This window comes from Myxococcus sp. CA005 (assembly GCF_006518205.1).
GTDB lineage: Bacteria > Myxococcota > Myxococcia > Myxococcales > Myxococcaceae > Myxococcus > Myxococcus xanthus.
This window is the reverse complement of the sequence record NZ_SRLV01000030.1, coordinates 55,713-74,171: the sequence shown is the minus strand read 5'-3', so window position 1 is coordinate 74,171 and position 18,459 is coordinate 55,713. Positions and strand designations below refer to the sequence as shown.

Here is an 18,459-nt window from a genome sequence, read left to right as displayed (position 1 = left end):
GAGTCGAAGGCCGCATGGGCCACCTGGATGCGCGCCTCTCCTACGACCTGGAGGGCGCGCATCAGGGACCCCGTTGATTCAGTACACCACCACTGAGGCGTAGACACTGGTGCCGTTCGTGTAGGCCACCAGGGCGCCGCCGTTCGAGGGGAGCGCCGCGACTGCTGGCGCGGCGCCCGGCCCTACTGTCCTGGCATCCGTGGCCAGAATCATGGCGGCCCCCACGAGCATCCGGTCCAACTGGATGTCGCCCGTCCCCCGTTGGGACGCGATGTAGCCGTTGCCGAGCGCGTCCGCGTCAATCACCCGGAGGGGAGCGGGACCGATGTCCGTGGGGAGGCCCGGCACCTGGGTGCTTGTCCCCGGCGCGGACATCGGGATGACGTCCACGTTGTCGTCCCCGAAGGAGCCCGTGACGTAGATGAAGCCGTTGGAGCCCGTCCAGTCCGAGAAGAACGCCTGCCCCGGTGGGGAACTCTGCGGGCCGAAGGTGGTCCCCTGGTCGCTGCTGCTGCGGATGCGGAAGGAGGGGTCGTCGCTCACCGAGAAGACATCTCCGCTGATCTTGTCCACGATGACGTCGAAGAAGGCATTGTTCTGGTCTACATCCGTCACGCTGAAGTCATTCGCGCCTCGCGCGAAGTTCTGGAGGACGCTCACTCCCGTGGAGCCTCGCGAGACGGAGATGTAGAGGGCGTCACCCCTGGAATCCAGACTGACGGTAGGGTTGGCCGCCGGGCTGAGGACTCGCGGCGCCTCCCAGCTTGCTCCCGCGTCGACGGTCCGGGTGAATATCAGCGTGCCCGCGCTGGTGGCCGCGACGTAGGCAATTCCGGTGGGGCCGCCTTCAATCGCGACTTCCGCCGCGTTGGTGATGCCCAGGGGAGTGGGACCTACCCAGGTGTGGCCACGGTCCACGCTCACGCTGACATGGACGGCGCCACCGCACCTCATGACGACGTAGAAGCGCCCCAGTGCATCCACCGCGGCCTTACGGCCCGGGTTCGAGTTGGCCGTGGTGCAGTCCAATGCCCCGCTGATGAGCGTGGGGGGCACATTTGAAAAGGCATCCAGTTGGCACGCGGCGTCGCAGCCATCCCCGGGGATCGTGCCGCCATCATCGCACTGTTCTCCCGTCACGCTGTCGACCAGGCCGTCGCCGCATACCTCCACGCCACGGCAGTCCGCTCGGCAGCCGTCTCCCGCGACGCGGTTGCCGTCGTCACACACCTCACCCGAATCGATGTAGCCGTCGCCGCAGACAGGCGGCCCCCTGACGGTGATGATGACCGTGGCGGTATGGGAGGTCAGCGCGCCATCGTTGGCCGTGAAGGTGAACGAGTCCTCCCCCTGGAAGTCCGCGGCCGGCGTGTAGAGCAACTGGGCGCCCGTCCCGGACAGGGTTCCGTGAGCGGGATCCGTCACGGTGAACGCGAGCGCATCCCCATCTACGTCCGTGGCCGCCAACGTGATGGGCGTCGACGTGTTGTAGCCCACCGTCACAGTGGCAGAGGCAGCCACGGGCGCGTCGTTGACCGGAGTCACCGTGACCGAGACGGTGGCCGTTGCCTGCTTCTTGCCGTCGGAGACCGTGACCTGGAAGGTGTCCTCTCCGGCGAAGTTCGCGTTCGGGGTGTACGTCACCGACGCCCCCGTGTCCGTGAGCATTCCATGGCCGGGCAGGGTGAAGGAGAAGTCGAGCACGTCGCCATCCGGGTCCACCGCGGGGATGGTGATGTCCACCGGGATGTCCTCGGAGGTGTTCGCGTGGACGTCCTCGACCGTGGGCGCTGAGTTGTTGTCGCAAACGCTTGGCTGCCCCGTGCAGGTGTAGCCCGGCTCCACCTCACAGACACTGTTACAGCCGTCTCCGGAGAGCTGATTGCCGTCGTCACACTTTTCGAACCTGCCCAGCACCCCATCACCACAGACGGCCCGTAGCGACGTCTCCACCGCGTCCACCAGGTAGAGCGCGAGCACAGAGCCCCTCAGTCGCACGTAGCGATAGGGCACGTTCCCCGGGTACGTCGCCACCGCCACATGCGTCCCCAGGCCCAACTCCACCAGGTGCAACGAGCTGGAGCCGATGAAGGTCCCGTCCGCCTTCAGGAAGTCCACCTGCGCCACCAGCGCCAACGACAGACCCTGGTAGTACACGCGCAGGTCGCCGGTGCCTTCCTCTCCCTGGCCCAGGTCCAGCACCAGCGCCGTGTTGAGCAAGCCCAGCAGTGTCGCGGCCTGCCCGTCGGGAGCGCCCAGCGCTGCGCTCGCGTTGAGCACCGCCGCCGTGGTGCCCGATGCCACCGCGTCCGCATACGGGTCCCACGTCAACGAGGCTTCCGGACGCTCACGCGTCAACGCCTGGCCGTTCCCTGGCGACACCCCATTCTCCAGAGGACGTACCTTCTCCTCCAGGGACTCCACACCACATGCGCCCAGCGACAAGGCCAGCGTCACGCCCAGCCCCCACGACCGCAGCACAGCAGAACGGCTTCGCATCGAGTGTCTCCCCCCGAGGAGCACGATGAAGCCCGGAATGGGCCGCCCCCTCATGGAATGCACGACGCCACTCCACGCTCTCGACGGCTCGGCGCGCAAGACGCGGATGGCCAACGTCGTCCCGACATCCGCCGCCAGGCACTTGAGTGCCATGGACACAAAGTTCCTGGCATGTATCCGCCCGCCTCCGCGAATCGACGGGGCCGTGAGGGGGAAGGGCAGCGGTATCACTCACCTCTCCAGGTGAGTGGATCATGCCCAGCCCATGATTCTGCGCCTCGATGAGACAGGGCCAGGTGCTGCGCCGGGGCAGCACCCAGGGCATCCGGCTGCTGGCCTTCGAGTTCGGCGGCTGGGCCTGGGCTGAGAGCCCGCGCTGTGTAAGCACCAGGTCCAATATCCATGCGCTGGCATTCAGAGTTGAGGTGGCCGCGCTGACGTGACCCGGTACCTGCTCTGGTTGCTGGCCGTCTGGGCGTTTCCCCAGCATGACCCCAGAGCCACTTCGCACGATAAATCTACCCCTCCCACTTCTTGCCTTTTGAAGGTTGCGTCGAACCCACAACCCGGCGCTTCATGTTGACAGTCCCATGTAGGGCTCCCCACGAGGAACGTTCATGTCATATTTGCTTTCAAGATGGCTCACAGCGCCAGCCGCCGCATTGCGCGCCGGATTGGTGATTGGACTGGCCGCCAGCACCCTCGGCGCTTGTCGCGACAATGACCCGCCGCCCAACGCACCGCCGGTAGCCAGCGACATCACCCTCGAGACGGTGGAAGACACGCCCCTCGAGGTGCGCCTGCCGGCCAGCGGCAATGGGGCACTTGCCTTCACGATTGTCGATACACCGGACCACGGCACGTTGAGTGAGATCAGCGCCAATGGCTCCGTCACCTACACCCCCGGCGCCGACTACAATGGCGTAGATGCGCTCATCTTTCGCGCCACCAACCGCGAGGGCCAAAGTGCCCAAGCCACGGTGAGCATCACCATCACCCCAGTGAATGACACGCCCACGCTCTCCTCGGTGGCCGACCAGAGCATCCCTGCTGGCAGCTCGACCGGCGACCTGGCCTTCACCGTGGGCGACGTGGAGACCGCCGCCGACAGCCTCACGGTCATCGCCACGTCCTCCAATACCGACCTGGTGCCCAACGACCCCAGCAATCTCGCCCTCGGTGGCTCCGGCTCCAGCCGCACCCTCTCCGTCGTCCCCGTCGCCAGCGCCAGCGGCTCCACCACCATCACCCTCTCGGTGAGTGACGGCTCCGACACCACCTCCACCACCTTCACGGTCGACGTCACCGGTCTTGCGAGCCTCTACTGGATGACTGCCGCCGGCTCGCTGTGGCGGGTTGACGTGAACGGCACGAATGCCATTGAGCTCGAGACCGGCATCAGCGGGGCATCTTCCGTCGCAGCCGACCCGGTAACCCGTACCCTCTTCTACACGCGCGACAGCGCAATCGTTCGAGCGGACAGTGATGGGGCGAACCCAGTCGATATCGTGGCGAACGGAGGTTACCCCAGCGGGCTGGCAGTCGATTCGACGAACCGCAAGCTGTACTGGTCCGATTTCAATGGAAGCCGGGTCATGTGCGCCGAGCTGGACGGCAGCAACCCCACGCAGGTCGTCGGCGGAATCGGTAGCCCGTCTGCCATCGCGGTCGATGTCCCGAACGGTAGTGTGTATGTCATTGCCTACAACAACACCAGGCTCGTACGGTTCAATCTGGATGGTACCAACCTGGAGACCCTCGCCTCAAACCTGGGCGGACTGGGCGTGGGTCTGGCGGTCGATTCGAGCGGCGGGAAGGTGTACTACTCGACCCGCGGCAACAGCATCTATGTCGCCAACCTGGACGGCTCCGACGTCACCACCCTGGTGACCAACCAGACCACCGTGCATGGGATTGCCATCGATGTCACGGCCGGGCGGCTGTATTGGGCGGATTGGCTGGGGACCGTGCTCCGGAGTGCCAATCTGGCCGACGGCAGCGATATCCAGGACGTGAACTCAGGCAGCGCCAGGAACTTGGGCCTGGCCTGGATGCCTGCGCCGTAGCCAGGAGCAGGTGGCTGTACCGCACCGGATTGTTGAGACACTGGGTTGGTGGTGGTTCGGCCGCCTGCCTCTGCATCAACGCTCGCCGGGCTTAGCTCGGCGAGCGGAAGTCGTGATTCTCCAGCAGCCAGTGCTCGTTGTACCGGGGGCCACTCCAGCAGGGGGCGCCGGAATTCCTCTGCGGTGGCGAAGGCGCGCCCAGCGCAGTCGTTGGAGGTGTGCCCGATGAGCGGTGACGCACGAGGCCAACGTTCTGACGTGGTTGGCTCGGACCGGCACCGCGCTCGTTTTGTCACATACACGATTGTGGTTTCTCTCCGCACCTGGATGCCTCGCGGCGCGTCGCTCATGCTCGTGCCGTGATGGACTCCGTCCACCATGTGCTGCCTGGTTCCGGGGGGAACCGTGATGAATCGACACGGAATGATGCGGTCAGTCGGCATGGCGCAGGCGCTCGTCGCTTCCCTGTGCGGCTGTGGCGCCGAGGACCGCCCGGGCTTGCTTCGCCAAGAGGACATGGCGCCCTACTCGATGGCAGTGAAGCAGGGCGGCACTGTCTGGTGAATGCGTAACCACGCTTTCATCCACGAACCACTCATAGTCGACCCCATGGCCACGGGCGGCCAAGGCGTCGCCGACTGCCAGCGCTGAGCCAGTCGATCCGCTGTTCGGATCCGGAGCAAGGTGGCTGCCACGAGGAATCCCCGGGAGCGAACGAACAATCATGGAGGCATTGCCGTCCTCGAGTCCGTGTGAAAGACAATGCGAGGCGCCCTTCATCCCCCCTCTCACCCGCAGACCTCAGACGCGGGAGTCCTGGACTCAGGGCCCTCACGCAAGGACGGCCTGGACGTGCTCCGGGCTTTGGCCATCGTTTCGGTGCTCTGTTTCCACGCCCCGGAGTCCGTGCGGCGGGCCCTGCCGGAGGTGCTCCGTGCCGGCTTTGAAGTGGGCTGGGTGGGCGTGGACCTGTTCTTCGTCCTCTCCGGCTACCTCATTGGTCGGCAGGTATTCGCGATGGAGGACTCAGCGCCTCTGGGACTTCAGCTCCGCACGTTCTGGCTCAAACGGTGGATGCGAACGCTTCCGCTCTACTTTGTCGTCCTCGCCTTCTATGCACTGAAGCCATGGTTGTTCGGGACACCCTTCGTGGGAGGAGGTTGGCACTATCTCGTCTTCCTCCAGAACTACGTTGGCGTGCGCGACTTCGTACAGAGTTGGTCGCTTTGTGTCGAAGAACACTTCTACGTGGTCCTGCCGCTGATCGCCTTCGGCCTGCGCGCCCGCTCCGCCCCCGCCTGGGCATGGCTGATGCCCTTGCTCCTGAGCTTGGGCGCCCGGGCCTGGGAGGTACACACCGCCACGCCGGGCCTGCTGCCCGCGGAACAGTGGGTGCGATTGCAGTGGCGCACCCACCTCCACCTGGATGGACTCGCAGTGGGTGTCTTTCTCGCGAAGACCGCGCCGCGCTGGCAACGGTGGCCCCAGGCTTGGCGAGGGGCCTGCGGCGCGATGGGTGCCCTGTTGCTCGGGGTGACCTTGGCAGTGTGCGTGCCTCACCTGCCGGACTGGGGAGGCGTGTGGATCTTCGCAGGGCTCGCGGTGGGATTTGGCGGGCTGCTCGTGGCCACGGAAGCGGTTGCGCTGCCCGTACCGCTGAGAGGCCTCGTGTACCAGACCGCGGTCCTCTCCTATGGCACCTATCTCTGGTTCTGGGTCGTGGCGCGCGTGTTCGAGCGGCGAAACCTGACCTTGGGTGTTTGGGGATTGGATCTGCTCGCCTTCATCACGGTGACGCATGGGGTCGCATGGGTGACCTACGTCGCAGTGGAGAGACCTGCCCTGCGGCTGCGGGATAGGCTGCTTGCGTGGCAGGCCTCGCGGGCGGAGGCGCGTGACGGGGTGGTGGCACCCGGACGCTAACGGCTCGGCAGTACAGACATGGGCGCAGGGCCATGCGGGGTATCACTCATTTCGCCCGCTGGTTTGCGGGGTTGGCGCAGGCCGAAACGCAGACCACCGCCTCCGGGCGAGCCTGCCTCGCCAAGCGCGCCGCGGGACGGCGGCGACTCGTGGAAGTCGGTGTCTGGCATGGGGGGACGACGCGGGTGCTGCGCGCGGTGATGGACCCGACGGCCACCGTTTGGATAAACGCCCCCGCGCGGTTCGCCGTTCTCGAACTCACTGTCTCACTCGCGTTGACAGGCTCCGAGGCACGGCCGAGGCTCCTCCTCGCGTCATTCGAAGGCCGAACGCGTGCGTCCCGGCAGGTCATTCAGGCAGTCATTTCGATCGCTGCTCAAGCTTCCGCAATTCTCGCTCCGCGTACTTGCGTTGAGCCGCGGTGACCTTGCGCAGCAGGAAGGACCGATAGGCTTTGATGGCCTCAGGTCCCTTCCCCATGTCCCGAAACAGGTCTCCCCGATTCAGGTTGAGCACGTTGCGCTCGTGGCCCGTCGCGGTGAGCAGCGCCAGGCATTCGTCGAGGACGGCCTCGGCCTGGGACCACTCCTTGTGGGACCACAGCGCGAAGCCGAGGTTGTTGAGGATCTCCGCCCGGAGGTCGATGGTTGCCTCCAATTGCTGGTTCAGTTGTTCCCGCAGGGTTGCGTCCTCCACAGCGAACTCGTCCAGGGTTCCCCCAGCCATGGGCCGGCCGTTCTCAAGCCATGTTCGGTACAGCGTGGTCCACGCGCTGAGCGCCGCCTTCTGGTCTCCCGTTTTCCACTGAGCGAGCGCATCCTCGTTCGCGGCGAGCAGGCCTTGATGGGTACGACGGAGGTCCTCCAACTCCTTCAGGTTTTCGACCCTGTTCTTCTCCGTCAGCCGTCCGTCCTTTTGCATCTCCTCGAACTCCGGAAGGGAGTATGGGCGACCCATGTACGCCTCGCACGTGACGCCTGCTTCACCTGTCTGCGCGAACGTGCAATCACACGAAGGAAGCGCAGTGCCCGCACCCATCCTGCTCATGGTGTACGCTGTCTGGGGCAGCCGGATATACGGGTCGTCGGCGGAGACGGTCCCCTCGAGACACTCGCAGATCTCCCGTGTCATGGCCTTGCTGGCCGTGGCGTTCACCTCAGGGTTGATGCTGTCGATGACCCACAGGGCGCACTCATCCTGGGACGCAGCGAGCAGCCAGCGGGAGTTGGGCTGGTAGGACCAATTGAGCTCGCGAGCCCCTCCGTCCCTGGGACCCAGTGCCTTCTCCAGGGCGGCAACTGCCTCTGGAAAGGCCTCCACGGGGGAGTGTGCCTCATCCGGGAAGAGGGAAGCGGCCCATGCCTCCTTCGTGCGCTGGAGCCGGAACAGACACCGCTGAGGAGCATTGCCGAAGCGGATCGCGGCGGAGGTCTCGCTCTCGGGCTCGGGGATGAGCCGCGCCACCTCGCCCATCGTCGGACAGCCATTGCGCGGCAGGCTCGTTCGTACCAGGGCCGGGGCAACGAGTTGCCCCGTGCGTGGGTCCACCACGAAGAAGGCGTCATGGAAAGGGAGCTTGTCCGCGTACTGGCGGGTCCATCGGCTGGCGACGACGAAGTAGCCCACGCGAAGTCCGACCTCCGGGAGGTCGACCCAGCGCTCCTCGAAGAGGAATCGTCCGCCGCGCCAGTCCTGGAAGGCGGGGGTCTTCTTGAGGTTCGCCGACGAAATCTCCGGGGAGGGCGCGGGCGCGACGGAGAGCAGGAGTGGCAGGAGGAGTGAACGCATGAGCGGTCAATGAATGTAGTCCTGACGCGGTCTTCGCGTGAAGCCCGCGACCCAGTGGAGTTGCCCACGTCCATTCATTGGCGGAGCGGGAGCCTCTTCAGAGTGGGATTCGACCGCCCGCATGCAGGTCGCCGTGGATGCTTCGTTGTTGACGGAGGCCAACCGTTATCCGGTCAGATGAATCCGGTAGCATTGGGACCTGGCGCGGAAGTCGGCGTAGGCCACGAGGAGCCGCAGCAGTTGGAGAATCAGGCCTGCGACAGGTCATCCCGCCCAGGTGGGGCCCTGCTGGCGCACGAAGTGTCTGTCGTTGCGCAGCCTGGACCGGGGTTCGATGCATCGGTCTGATGCACGCTTCGGGCGCGGTCACGGCAGAGGCCTGCCTGCCCTCTGCGCTGTCGCTCGCCTCAGGGGCTCGACCTCGACGCGGGAGCTACCGCGCCAGGCAGCGCGACCTCCGACGGGGGCAGCTTCGAGAAGACGGAGCCCGCGGAGCGGAGGGAGATGCGCTGATAGCGCGCATAGGCCTCCACGAGTGCCGTGCGCATGGCCTTGGGCTCCGTGGGCCCATGGCGCGCCACGGTGCTGGCCAGCGCCTCCAGCAGATAGGCCTCGGGCGCCATCAGCGTTCGCGTGAGCGCGATGGGGCTCGCGCCCAGCGTCTTCAGCACCGGACCGAAGTACTGCTCGCTCATGCAGGCGAGGACGACCACGGGCCTGGGCGTGGCTCCCGGCGGTGCATCCACTCGGGGAGGCTCGCGGTCCATGAGCCGGTCATGTCCGGCCCACACCAACAGGTCGGCGCGACTCGCGCCCGCCGCCGCACGCAGGAAGTCCTCTAGCGCCGTGTCTATCGCGTCGCCCGCATAGGCGCGGAGCCGCAGCCGCACGGGCCGCTCTCCCTTCGCCGCGGTCCGCTCCAGGACGAGCTCGCGCAGCACCGCGGCCCCTTCGGGTCCCGGCTCTCGGCTCACCATCTTGAATCCAGGAGCCCGTGAGAGGAACCGCTCCGCACCGTACATCGCCCCCCAGTAGAGGTTCGTCTCCAGCGCGCGCGGAGCCCCTGCGGGAGGACGGCCGCACTGGATCAACGCGTTGTCACACAGCGGGACGAAGACCTCGACCTCCACCGGAGGCACGGCCAACAGGCTCAGCAACACGACGGTCAGCACAGGGGACCTCCAGCGGGTGCTTACACGAGACACTCGTGGCGAATCCACCGTTCCGTCGCGCAAGCCACTCGCCCCTCCCATGGCCTGCTCGACGGCTCCGTGCGTGGGGGCGCCTCGCGGAGCCATCCGGCTACGCGACGCTCGTCTCCCAGGAGCGCGCCTGCCTTGGCCCGTATGTCATTCGACAGCGAGCCGCTGGCCGTCTTGGAGGAGGGGCTCACCACTCCTCTTGGAGCGTTCCTCGACTCCAGGTACGACGTGAGCCGGGCATACTTCCCATGCGCGCTACCGGGCGTCCGTGTCCCGTTGGCGCCGCCCCGGCTGAACAATTGCTGCACTTTCGTCGAAGCTCTGCTGGTGAAGGCCTACTTTGCAAGGAAGCCGTGCACGGAGCGCCTCGATATCTCACTCGATGCGCTCCGGCGGCCAGGGTCAGCGGCCGAGGATGGCGTGCCAGGCATCGCCGTTGCTGCCGTTCAGGTAGTTCTGGACGTCCGCTTCGGAGAGCACGCCCGTCTTCACCGCGGCGTCGAGGGCGGCCTTGGCGCCGCTACGGTGCGCGTCCAGGCCGTGCTGGTTGATGTACTGCACGAAGCTGTCCAGGGAGCCGTTGTCCTTCATCCGATTGATGAACTCGCTGGTGTACGCCTCGTCGCCCTTGTTCTGCTCACACAGGTTCGCGTACACGAGCGGGGAGTCCATTGTCCCGGCGTAATGCTCGAAGTCTTGGCCCGCCTTGAGGCGCGACTCCGCGGTCTGGCCGAAAAGGTCCGGCGCGTGCTGCTGTGCGTAGGCATATGCATCCGGGTAGCGGCCCTGGACGTAGGTGCGCCACGATTCGTCCGTGGCCGTCGGGTGTGTGCCGTCCCCCTGCATGTTCGGCATCACGCCCAGCAGGTCCCACGCGAAGTCCGGACGGCCTTTCGACAGCGAGTCAATGAAGCCCATCGCGTCCTGGCCCTTCATGCCGCACGCCTTGGCGGCGTCGATGACCGCCTGGCCCAGGCCCGGCGCGTCGAACATCGTCGGGTAGCGCTTGGCGAGGTCCTGAATCTGCGCCGGGGACAGGCCCAGGTCCGAGGCCAGCCGCTCGGGCTGGTCATCGCCGTGACCGAGCGTCCTCGCCACGTCCGGGTCGAGGCCCATCTCCAGGAGAATGCTCTCGGACTCGTTGTTCAGCGCCTCCTGTTTCTCCTTGTTGACGAGCAGGCTGCCGAACGCGGAGACCACCAGACCCACGCCCTCGATAATCTGCCCGACGCCTGGGAGCCCCGTGCCCACGAGCGCTCCCACCCACGCCACCGCGTCCCCGAAGGTCTGCAAGGCACTGCCGACCGTCGGGTCGTCCACCATGTCCTTGAAGTGGTCCGCGACCACCACCGAGTTGGCCACCACACCGAACGCGGGCGCCAGGCGCGAGAGGAACGCCGCCGCCGCCTCGCCCGTCTGCGCGGCGATGCGGCCCGACTCACCGAGGGTGCGCATCGCGAAGGCCGCGGCCTCCGCGCCGCTGCGGCCCGAACTGGCCAGGTCCTTGATGAAGTCGCCCCACTCGCCCCGTATCGCGTCGTTCGTCGCGCTCGCCAGGCCGTAGGCGGCGCCCACGCCCGCCAGCGCCGCGCCCAGCTTTCCGTCTGACTTCGAGAGCTCCAGCAGTGGTTCCGGAGTGCCCGACGCGAGTGCCGTCTTGATTGTCTCAATGCCAGACTTGACGGACGCGCCTCCCTCGGAGAGTTGGACGAGCGGCTCGGTGATTACCGTGAGTTGCTGCAGCGCCGCCTCGACATCGCCGTTGTTCTCGGCCAGGAGCTGGCCGGAAGTGGTGGTGAGCGCCGTCGCCACCACGTCGTCGTCAATCTGGTCCTTGAGGCTCTCGAAGGCGGTTCCCGCCGGGCCATTCGGGTCCAACGCCTTGGCAGCCCACTCGAGTGCGCCCTTGGCCTGCGAGGACTCCCCGAGCGACGTTGCCGCCTCGAGGCTCTCCTTGGCGACGTCCGGGTTGTTCCTGGCGGCTTCAAGCAACTGCGGGTCGTTGAGCGCGTCGTTGAGCTGCTTCGCTGCTGCCTCTTCGGCGGCGAACGCATCCGGGTATTTCGCCCGGAATTGCTGCACGTACTGCTGCCTCCGCCGCGCGCCGAGCGGCCTCCGCCGCCGCGCTGCTCGCGGTGGACGCACCGGCTGAAGAGACACAACCTGTGACGCGCGTTGCCATGCTCATACTCCAGGATTCACGGACGTGGAGTTGGAGTCCGGTCTTGGATTATTTGAACGCACGGTCCAAAGTTGCCTGGCGATGTGAAAGAAACATCGTCGGACCGAACCCTGGACCGGGCAGCGCGGGCGTGTGGGGCGCCCTCGTCCGAGGAGGTGAGGCGCGTCTCAGAGTGTCAGGCCGACCAACGAGGCCGAGGCGACATCCGGGACGAGGCTGAGCCGCCGTCCCGGGTTCGTCGTCTGTCCAGTCGGCACGCACATCCAGCCCGACGAGGTGCCCCAGACGTGGGTGATGGCACCGTTGTGGTTGGCGACCAACTGCGGCCAGCCATAGGCGGCGCGGCCGGCGATGGGCGTCCCAGTCGGTAGGGACGCCGTGGTCGGTATCCGGTTCCACCTCCCGTTTGCCCCGAAGATGTGGTGCACCCGGCTGAACTCCAGTGACAGGCCTTGCAGGCTTCCATCCGGCTGAATCACGGCGACCAGGTCGGAGCCGGGCTGCAGGTCCACCTGGGTGTCACCCTTGTGCCAGCCGGAACCGTCAGCCCAGACATGGAACAGCCGGCCGTTGTCGTTGAACAGGCCATGAAGGTCCGTTCCATTGGCCGTCATCGAGAAGGTGCAGTTGCCAGACACCGTCACGGACGACGGGAACTTCTTCCAGCCATTGCCGTCGAAGGTGTGCCAGAGCCGTCCGTCTTCGAGGGTAAAGATTTGGGCCGAGGCATTGGCCGGGGTCCGCAGCACGTTGAGCGGCGCCCCCGGGTCCATCGCCAGGCCACTGCTCATCGTGGTCCAGCCGTTGCTGCCGGCGTAGACCAGCATCATCACGCCGTCGATGTTCGCCATGGCGCGCGGCGACTGTCCAGGGCCCGGCGAGAACGCCCCGTAGGTCGTGTTGCCCGGCAGCACGAGGTTGCTGAGCATGTGGGCCCAGCCCCCCGCGGTGCCGAGATGCCCGAGGCGCCGGTCCTCCAGCGGCAGACCGCCCCCGGTGCCGCCGCTGCCGGCGCCGACGTAGTCGAGCGGGTTCACCCGGGTGCCGCCGGCGGTCACCAGATGCCAGTGCAGATGCGGACCCGTCGAGGACCCGGAGCCGGGTGCACCCGCAGCGCCCCCGGAGTACCCGACGATTTCTCCCTGTTGGACGTAGCGCTCGCCGCCGTTGAATCCAGACAGGTGGAGGTACTGGCTCCTCATTCCGTTGGCCATCACGATGGTCGCGGTGTAGCCGCCCGTGCCGTTGTTCCAGTCGATCCGGAGCTGCCCCGACGCGCAGGCCGGGAGCGGCGTACCAACGCCCATCACGTAGTCGATGCCGCCCAGGGAGCCGCGGTTGACGTGGTCCCACCACCCATCCGAGATTGAGTAGCCAGTGAATGGGTTGATGATTGTCTCTGCGGCGTGGGCGGTGCCAATCAGCAGGCCAGACCTGCCAAAGGCGGCGAAACCGGCCGCGACACTGCCGGCACGCAGAAGGGAGCGCCGGGAGAATTGGCGACGGTTGCGGGACTCGGGAGACATAAAACCTCGAGTGGGGATGGGGAGAGGTCGTGAAGACTGCGGCTCGTTTTGTCACGGTCTGTGGCTCGCCCAGGCAGTGGAACCGCCGCGAGTTATTGGCCTCAGGGGGCGCGACAATGGCTTTATCGAGTCGAGATGGTTTAGATATGCGTGGAAATGTCGAGTGTCCGTACTGGCGACGCTCAAGCACCCGGTGACAGGCAAGGGGCCCGCGCATCCGGAAGAATTATCTAAGCCGATCTCGTTTTGTTTCCGCCCAGCATGCTTGATGGCGTTTTACCTGATGATGTGCGAGCGCGCGTCGAGGGGGCGACTGACCGGGTTGGTTGAATATTTCAGACGGACTGGGACGAGTGTCCGAATCAGCCCCCATTTCCGGGAGTTGGGTATCACCCGCACTCCAATGCAATCCGCACCGAGGGCTCACGATGAAGTCCCCCCGCGAGTTCCGCACTGCGAACGCTCAACCCTGTGCTGTCCGATTTGGCGGGGGCAACTCCACGGCTTTCGCCCCCTGCCCACTCAGGGTCCACACGGTGCGCCGGTTGGTACTGTTGAGCACCCGTGCCAGGACGGTGCGCGCGGGCTCCTGGGTGACAGCATCCAGGGTAATGGGGGGCTCCAACTGGAGTCCGGGCGTGCTCCCCATGCATGACGCCGACGCAGATGAAGGGGTTGGAGGGAGAACTGGAGAGCCTCCTCGCGTCGATGTTCTCAGGCCTGGGCCATGTAGAGCGGCGACGAGCGATGGACTGGTACGTCAAGGGCCTCGGGCGGACCCGAAAGCAACGGCATCACGTCCACCGCGTCGCACGGGAACCCCTGAGTCAGGGGCGTTGTTGCCTCGGCCGGGGCGCCTCGCTCGCTCGCGCCCCGTGCACCACGTCCGGCGTCAACCTATCACTGGGTGATGGCGCCGAACTCCGCCTCGGCCGGCTCGATCTTCGCCTCCGGGTTGGTCCACACGAAGGGGATGCCCGGCTGCCGGTAGTGTGTGGCCGGAATGTCCTGGGCGAGCTGCGCGTGAAGCTCGGGCAGTTGAGACCAGTGCAGCCCGTGCTTCGCGTGGTGCGCGGTGTGGTAGCCCAGGTTGCCGGTCATCAGGTTGTAGCCCTTGTGCAGGATGTTGTACGAGGCGTGGGTGTGCTCCGTCGCCTCCAGCCCCACGTGGTGGAAGTAGGTGGCCCAGACGGTGACGTAGAGCGACACCGCCATGGGCAGCAGGAACACCCAGAGGGCGTTGTACCAGTCGTGCCAGAACAGCACGCCGAGCAGTGCCACCTGGAGCGCGCCCATGGCCAGGAAGACGCGCATCACCTTGGGATATGAGCGGCCCACGCGGAAGGCGCGGGGATAGGCGACGAGCGTGTTGAAGACGGAGTACTCCGCCTCGCCCATGGTGGACCCGTCGCGGCGCTTCCATCCCGATTCGTCCTGGGTCTGGTCCAGGTAGTTGCGGTGGTGGCCCAGCACGTGGTGCAGGAACCACGCATGGGACGTCACGCCCGTCTGGAAGCCGAAGATGACCTCCAGGAGTCGGTTGGGCAGCGCATGACGGAACATGGGCACATGCTGGTGGTGGTGGTTCCACGCGCTGATCCACCCCTTGGGAATCACTCCCAGGGCGAGCCAGAGGATGGGGAACCACCAGCTTCGCGCCGTGAAGAAGACCGTCAGGTCCAGGGCGAACACCAGGGTGAACAGCAGGACGGGGATGCGGTCTCGGGGATGTCGGAACAAGGTCATGCGGATTCCACTGCGGGGGGAGGAGGGGCTCCCGTGGGAGGGTGAAGGGTCTGTACCTGGCGCGGGACGAGCTTGCCCGTGACGCCCTGGGGCCGCACCACGCCAAAGAAGAAGCCCTCCTCGAAGGGCTCCGTCGAGTCGACGTGGATGCGCGCGCGGGCGGAGACGGTGGCCAGGGCCGTGCGCAGGTACACGATGGCGAAGTCCCCGGCCACGCAGGCGCGAGGACCCCGGCCGAAGGGGAAGAAGTGGTCGCTGCCGTGCGGATTCCGGGCCGCGCCCCCGTCGAGCCAGCGCTCCGGGGCGAACGTCTCCGGGGCCGTCCAGTGGCTGGGGTCCCGGTGCAGGTGCTGGTTGGAAATCATGAGCGTCGTGCCCGGCGGCAGCGTGACTTCCGCCAACCGCGTCGGTGTGGGCGGCGTGCGGCGCAGGAAGATGCGCACCGCGGGCAGGATTCTCAGGGCCTCATAGGCCACGGCCTCGCCCCAGGGCGCGTCCTTTAGGCGCTCCAGGGTGAGCGGCCCCTGCCCCAGCGCGGCGGACTCCAGCGCCAGCCGCTCCTCGGTGGCGGGGTACTTGTTCAGCTGATGGAAGGCGCCCACCAGGGTGGTGCTCGAGGAGAACACGCCTCCGAAGAAGAACCCGCCGAGCAGGTTCGCGTGCACCACATCGTCGAGCTGGGGCATCTCGCGCAGCGTCCACGACATCAGGTCCACGCGGTGCGGCGCCGGGGCCTTCCTGGCCGCGCGAACCTTGTCCAGGAACAGGCCGTAGAAGCGCTCCTTCGCATCCGCGAAACCCTTGGGCGGTGAGACGAACTTCAACGGCAGCTTGGCCTGGATGCGCGCGTCGGCCGCCGCCGCCAGGAGCATGAAGTCGTCGTACACGGACGTGGGCAGCTTCTCGCCCACCGTGGCCACGCAGAACGCGTCGAACGTCAGCTTGCGCAGCGTGGGCGTCAGGTCGATGGAGGGTTGCTGGAGCAGCGCCTCCACCGACTCGAGGATGGCCGCGCGCAGGGGCTCCACCTGGGCCGCCTGCCAGGCGGGAGTCCACGGCTGGGCGAGCGGATCCATGGCGTGCTTGCGAGCCCAGTCCTCGCCCTGCTGTGCGATGAAGGGCGTGTCGTCCGTCACGGAGTGGCGAATCTGGTCGCCGATGTTGCCCTTCTCGAACTCCAGCCGGCGTGTCTCCAGCACCTCGTGGATGAGGGTGGGGTCATTGAGCACCAGCGCCGGGCTGGGTCCCAGCCAGGCGACGGCGACGGGGCCGTAGGTGCGCGCGTAGCGGGCGCAGACGTCCCACGGCTGGGCGCCGAGGAAGTCGCCGATGTTACCCAGAATCCCCGGCGCGGGGCCAGGAAGGCTGGCCAGGGGCTTGCGCCGGCCACCGAAGAACAGACTGAAGAGACCTCGAGAGAGCAGGTTGGGCATGAGCGTGTGTCTCCAAGGGCTCAGACGGTGATGCCGCAGGGAATCCGGTCGGGACGCAGGATGGTGTAGGGCACCTCGGCGCCCGCGTTGCGCGCCTCCACCGCCTCGCGCTGGGCGCGCAGGCGCTCCTGGAACCGCTGGCGGATGGCCACCAGCTCCGGTTCGTGGAAGTACTCCTCGCGCCAGCCGCCCTCGTGCAGCAGGTACTCCTCGTCGTCTCCGAAGCTGGAGAGCGCCCGGCCGATGGCGACCTGCCAGAGCATCTGGGACTTGGTGGGAATCATCTCGGGGATGTCCTCTGCACGCAGCGTCCCCTTCTGGCGGGGTGGCTCCCGGCGCATGCTCAGGGGCGCATTCGGTACGAAGGCGTAGTGCTCGTATTGCAGGTAGTTCACCGCCGCGTGCTGCACGCTGACCGTGAAGAGGACGGTGGTGAGGATGTCGACCAGGTCGTCGACGCGGCGCAGCTCCCGGCAGGGCAGCTTGTCCACGGGCAGCCCGTGCTCGGTGAGGTCCTTCCACCATTGCTGCATCTCGGTGTCGGCCTCGAGGTCGGCATCGGTCCGGTAGAAGTGCCTGAGGACGCCGCCGACGTACTCCTCGAACGCGTCCCACAAGGGCAGGGCGTCGTCCCGGTACGGGTAGTTGGGGAGCACGGCAGGGTCCAGCACGCCCCGCCGCTCCAGGTCAGCACGGGGCTTGTTGTCCGCCAGCGTCCAGCGCTGGAAGCCCTTCTTGCCCAACTGGAGGTGGCCCTTGTCGGGGCCGCCTGTCGCGATGAAGTCGTCGAACACCCCGCCTGCGTCGAGCAGGCCCTTGCGTGCGCCCTCGTTGATGGCGAGCGTGTAGCGGAAGTGCCGCCGCAGCAGTTTGTAGACGGGGTGCGGGTCCGGCAGGTTGCGCATCGTCGCCATGACGAACGGCTCCGCCACGAAGTGTGTGCGCAGCGCGTGCGACACCATCTGGTGCGAGTTGCCCTCGCTGCACCGGAGGTAGATTTTCGCGGCGAGCCAGTCGTACGCGTCGTCGTTCGGCGTGAAGACAGGGTCCTTCTGGGCGTCCCGCCCGAGCTGGATGGCCAGGGGTCGCAGTTGACGCTGGTCATCCAGGTACAGCAGGCAGCGCGCCGCGGGAGCCCAGCGCCGCTCCTCGACTCCGTCCTCGCCGACCTTCCGGTACATCCTGATGTCGTCGAGGATTTCGAAGTCGATCAGGAAGATGCGCTTGGCGTCGAGCGCCCTGGCCAGCGTGGTGCCGGGCGACAAGAGGCCCCGGACGTCGTCGTCGGTGAGCGGCATGCCCTGCGGCAGACTGGGGACGAGCGTGATGTGGAGGGGGGCGATGCCCTGGACGGCCTGCCGCGCGAACTCGAGGTCGTCCTTCCAGCGCTGGGCGAGCTGGGGCACCTCCAGGTGTTTGAAGAAGTCGAAGATGTCCACCAGCCCGTTCCAGGCGCGGGTCAGCATGGGCAGGTTCAGCTTGATGGCCGCCAGCGTCTTCGCGATGACCACTTCGTAGCTGCCCTCCGTCAGGCCCCGGTAGAGCTCGTCCTTCGGCAGCGGCCTCCCCTCACGGAGGTCGAGCGCGCCGGGAAGCCCCTCGGTCATCTCAGGCGCGCGCCACGGGTACATCCGCTGGCGGGCCTCGAGCAGCTCGCGCCGCGCCGTGGACTCGCGCTCGCTGCTTGCCTGGCGAGCGAGCTTCGCGGTCCCCTCGAGCACGTCGACCGTGGCGCCACTCAGCACCCACCGGTAGAAAGGGAAGTGCCACTGCTTCTCTCCGGCCGTGACGATTGCCCAGTCGAGCAGCCAGTCGGCCGCCACGCCGCCCGCGTTGCTGAAGCGCAACAGGACCAGGTCACCGAGGTCCTCGGAGGAGAGGGCGTAGACGTCCTCCGCGCCCGCCTCGAAGTCGTTGTGGAAGTGCTTGTCCAGCACGCGGGGGGCGCTCTCTCCTCGCGTGCCCACGAGGACGATGGAAATGTCGGCATCCGTCCCCGCGCCGAGCTTCGTGCCCGTCCGAATCGTGAGTTTGTACTCGACAGTCATGGAACCCTCTGTGTAGCGGGCGCAGACCGTAGAACGAGAATAGTAG

12 protein-coding genes are annotated in these 18,459 nt (G+C 66.7%); 4 read left to right on the top strand and 8 right to left on the bottom strand.

Translation table 11 applies throughout. The features are described from left to right. Positions 1–78: 78 nt before the first annotated feature. On the bottom strand, positions 79–2,499 hold the full coding sequence (locus FMQ63_RS15795) for an Ig-like domain-containing protein (RefSeq protein ID WP_216608933.1): 2,421 nt from the start codon (positions 2,497–2,499) through the stop codon (positions 79–81). Between the two features lie 281 nt (positions 2,500–2,780). On the opposite strand from FMQ63_RS15795, the gene FMQ63_RS37450 reads away from it, so the two are divergent. The 4 genes from FMQ63_RS37450 (at position 2,781) to FMQ63_RS15785 (ending at position 6,488) form a co-directional block, all read left to right on the top strand. Continuing rightward, on the top strand, positions 2,781–2,942 hold the full coding sequence (locus FMQ63_RS37450; RefSeq protein WP_011551843.1) for a hypothetical protein: 162 nt from the start codon (positions 2,781–2,783) through the stop codon (positions 2,940–2,942). A gap of 174 nt (positions 2,943–3,116) precedes the next feature. Beyond that, positions 3,117–4,565, top strand: a complete 1,449-nt coding sequence (locus FMQ63_RS15790; protein ID WP_011551844.1) for an Ig-like domain-containing protein — start codon at positions 3,117–3,119, stop codon at positions 4,563–4,565. 423 nt (positions 4,566–4,988) lie between these two features. Then, positions 4,989–5,129 (top strand): hypothetical protein, encoded by a 141-nt coding sequence (locus tag FMQ63_RS37445; RefSeq protein ID WP_020477684.1) that lies wholly within the window; start codon positions 4,989–4,991, stop codon positions 5,127–5,129. Between the two features lie 288 nt (positions 5,130–5,417). Next, on the top strand, positions 5,418–6,488 hold the full coding sequence (locus FMQ63_RS15785) for an acyltransferase (RefSeq protein WP_231405763.1): 1,071 nt from the start codon (positions 5,418–5,420) through the stop codon (positions 6,486–6,488). Between the two features lie 360 nt (positions 6,489–6,848). Here the strand turns inward: FMQ63_RS15785 and FMQ63_RS15780 are convergent, their stop codons facing one another. The 7 genes from FMQ63_RS15780 to FMQ63_RS15745 form a co-directional block, all read right to left on the bottom strand. Next, positions 6,849–8,276 (bottom strand): hypothetical protein, encoded by a 1,428-nt coding sequence (locus FMQ63_RS15780; RefSeq protein WP_011551846.1) that lies wholly within the window; start codon positions 8,274–8,276, stop codon positions 6,849–6,851. 407 nt (positions 8,277–8,683) lie between these two features. Beyond that, on the bottom strand, positions 8,684–9,448 hold the full coding sequence (locus FMQ63_RS15775) for a hypothetical protein (protein ID WP_020477683.1): 765 nt from the start codon (positions 9,446–9,448) through the stop codon (positions 8,684–8,686). 432 nt (positions 9,449–9,880) lie between these two features. After that, complete coding sequence (locus FMQ63_RS15765; RefSeq protein ID WP_020477682.1) at positions 9,881–11,560, bottom strand: hypothetical protein; 1,680 nt, start codon at positions 11,558–11,560, stop codon at positions 9,881–9,883. A 267-nt stretch (positions 11,561–11,827) separates the two neighbouring features. After that, complete coding sequence (locus FMQ63_RS15760) at positions 11,828–13,186, bottom strand: M23 family metallopeptidase (RefSeq protein ID WP_011551850.1); 1,359 nt, start codon at positions 13,184–13,186, stop codon at positions 11,828–11,830. 900 nt (positions 13,187–14,086) lie between these two features. Then, positions 14,087–14,932 (bottom strand): fatty acid desaturase, encoded by an 846-nt coding sequence (locus tag FMQ63_RS15755; RefSeq protein WP_011551851.1) that lies wholly within the window; start codon positions 14,930–14,932, stop codon positions 14,087–14,089. After that, positions 14,929–16,365 (bottom strand): cytochrome P450, encoded by a 1,437-nt coding sequence (locus FMQ63_RS15750; RefSeq protein ID WP_011551852.1) that lies wholly within the window; start codon positions 16,363–16,365, stop codon positions 14,929–14,931. The genes FMQ63_RS15755 and FMQ63_RS15750 overlap by 4 nt, the downstream gene beginning before the upstream one ends. A 20-nt stretch (positions 16,366–16,385) precedes the next feature. Beyond that, on the bottom strand, positions 16,386–18,413 hold the full coding sequence (locus FMQ63_RS15745; RefSeq protein WP_011551853.1) for a lipoxygenase family protein: 2,028 nt from the start codon (positions 18,411–18,413) through the stop codon (positions 16,386–16,388). Positions 18,414–18,459: the final 46 nt, after the last annotated feature.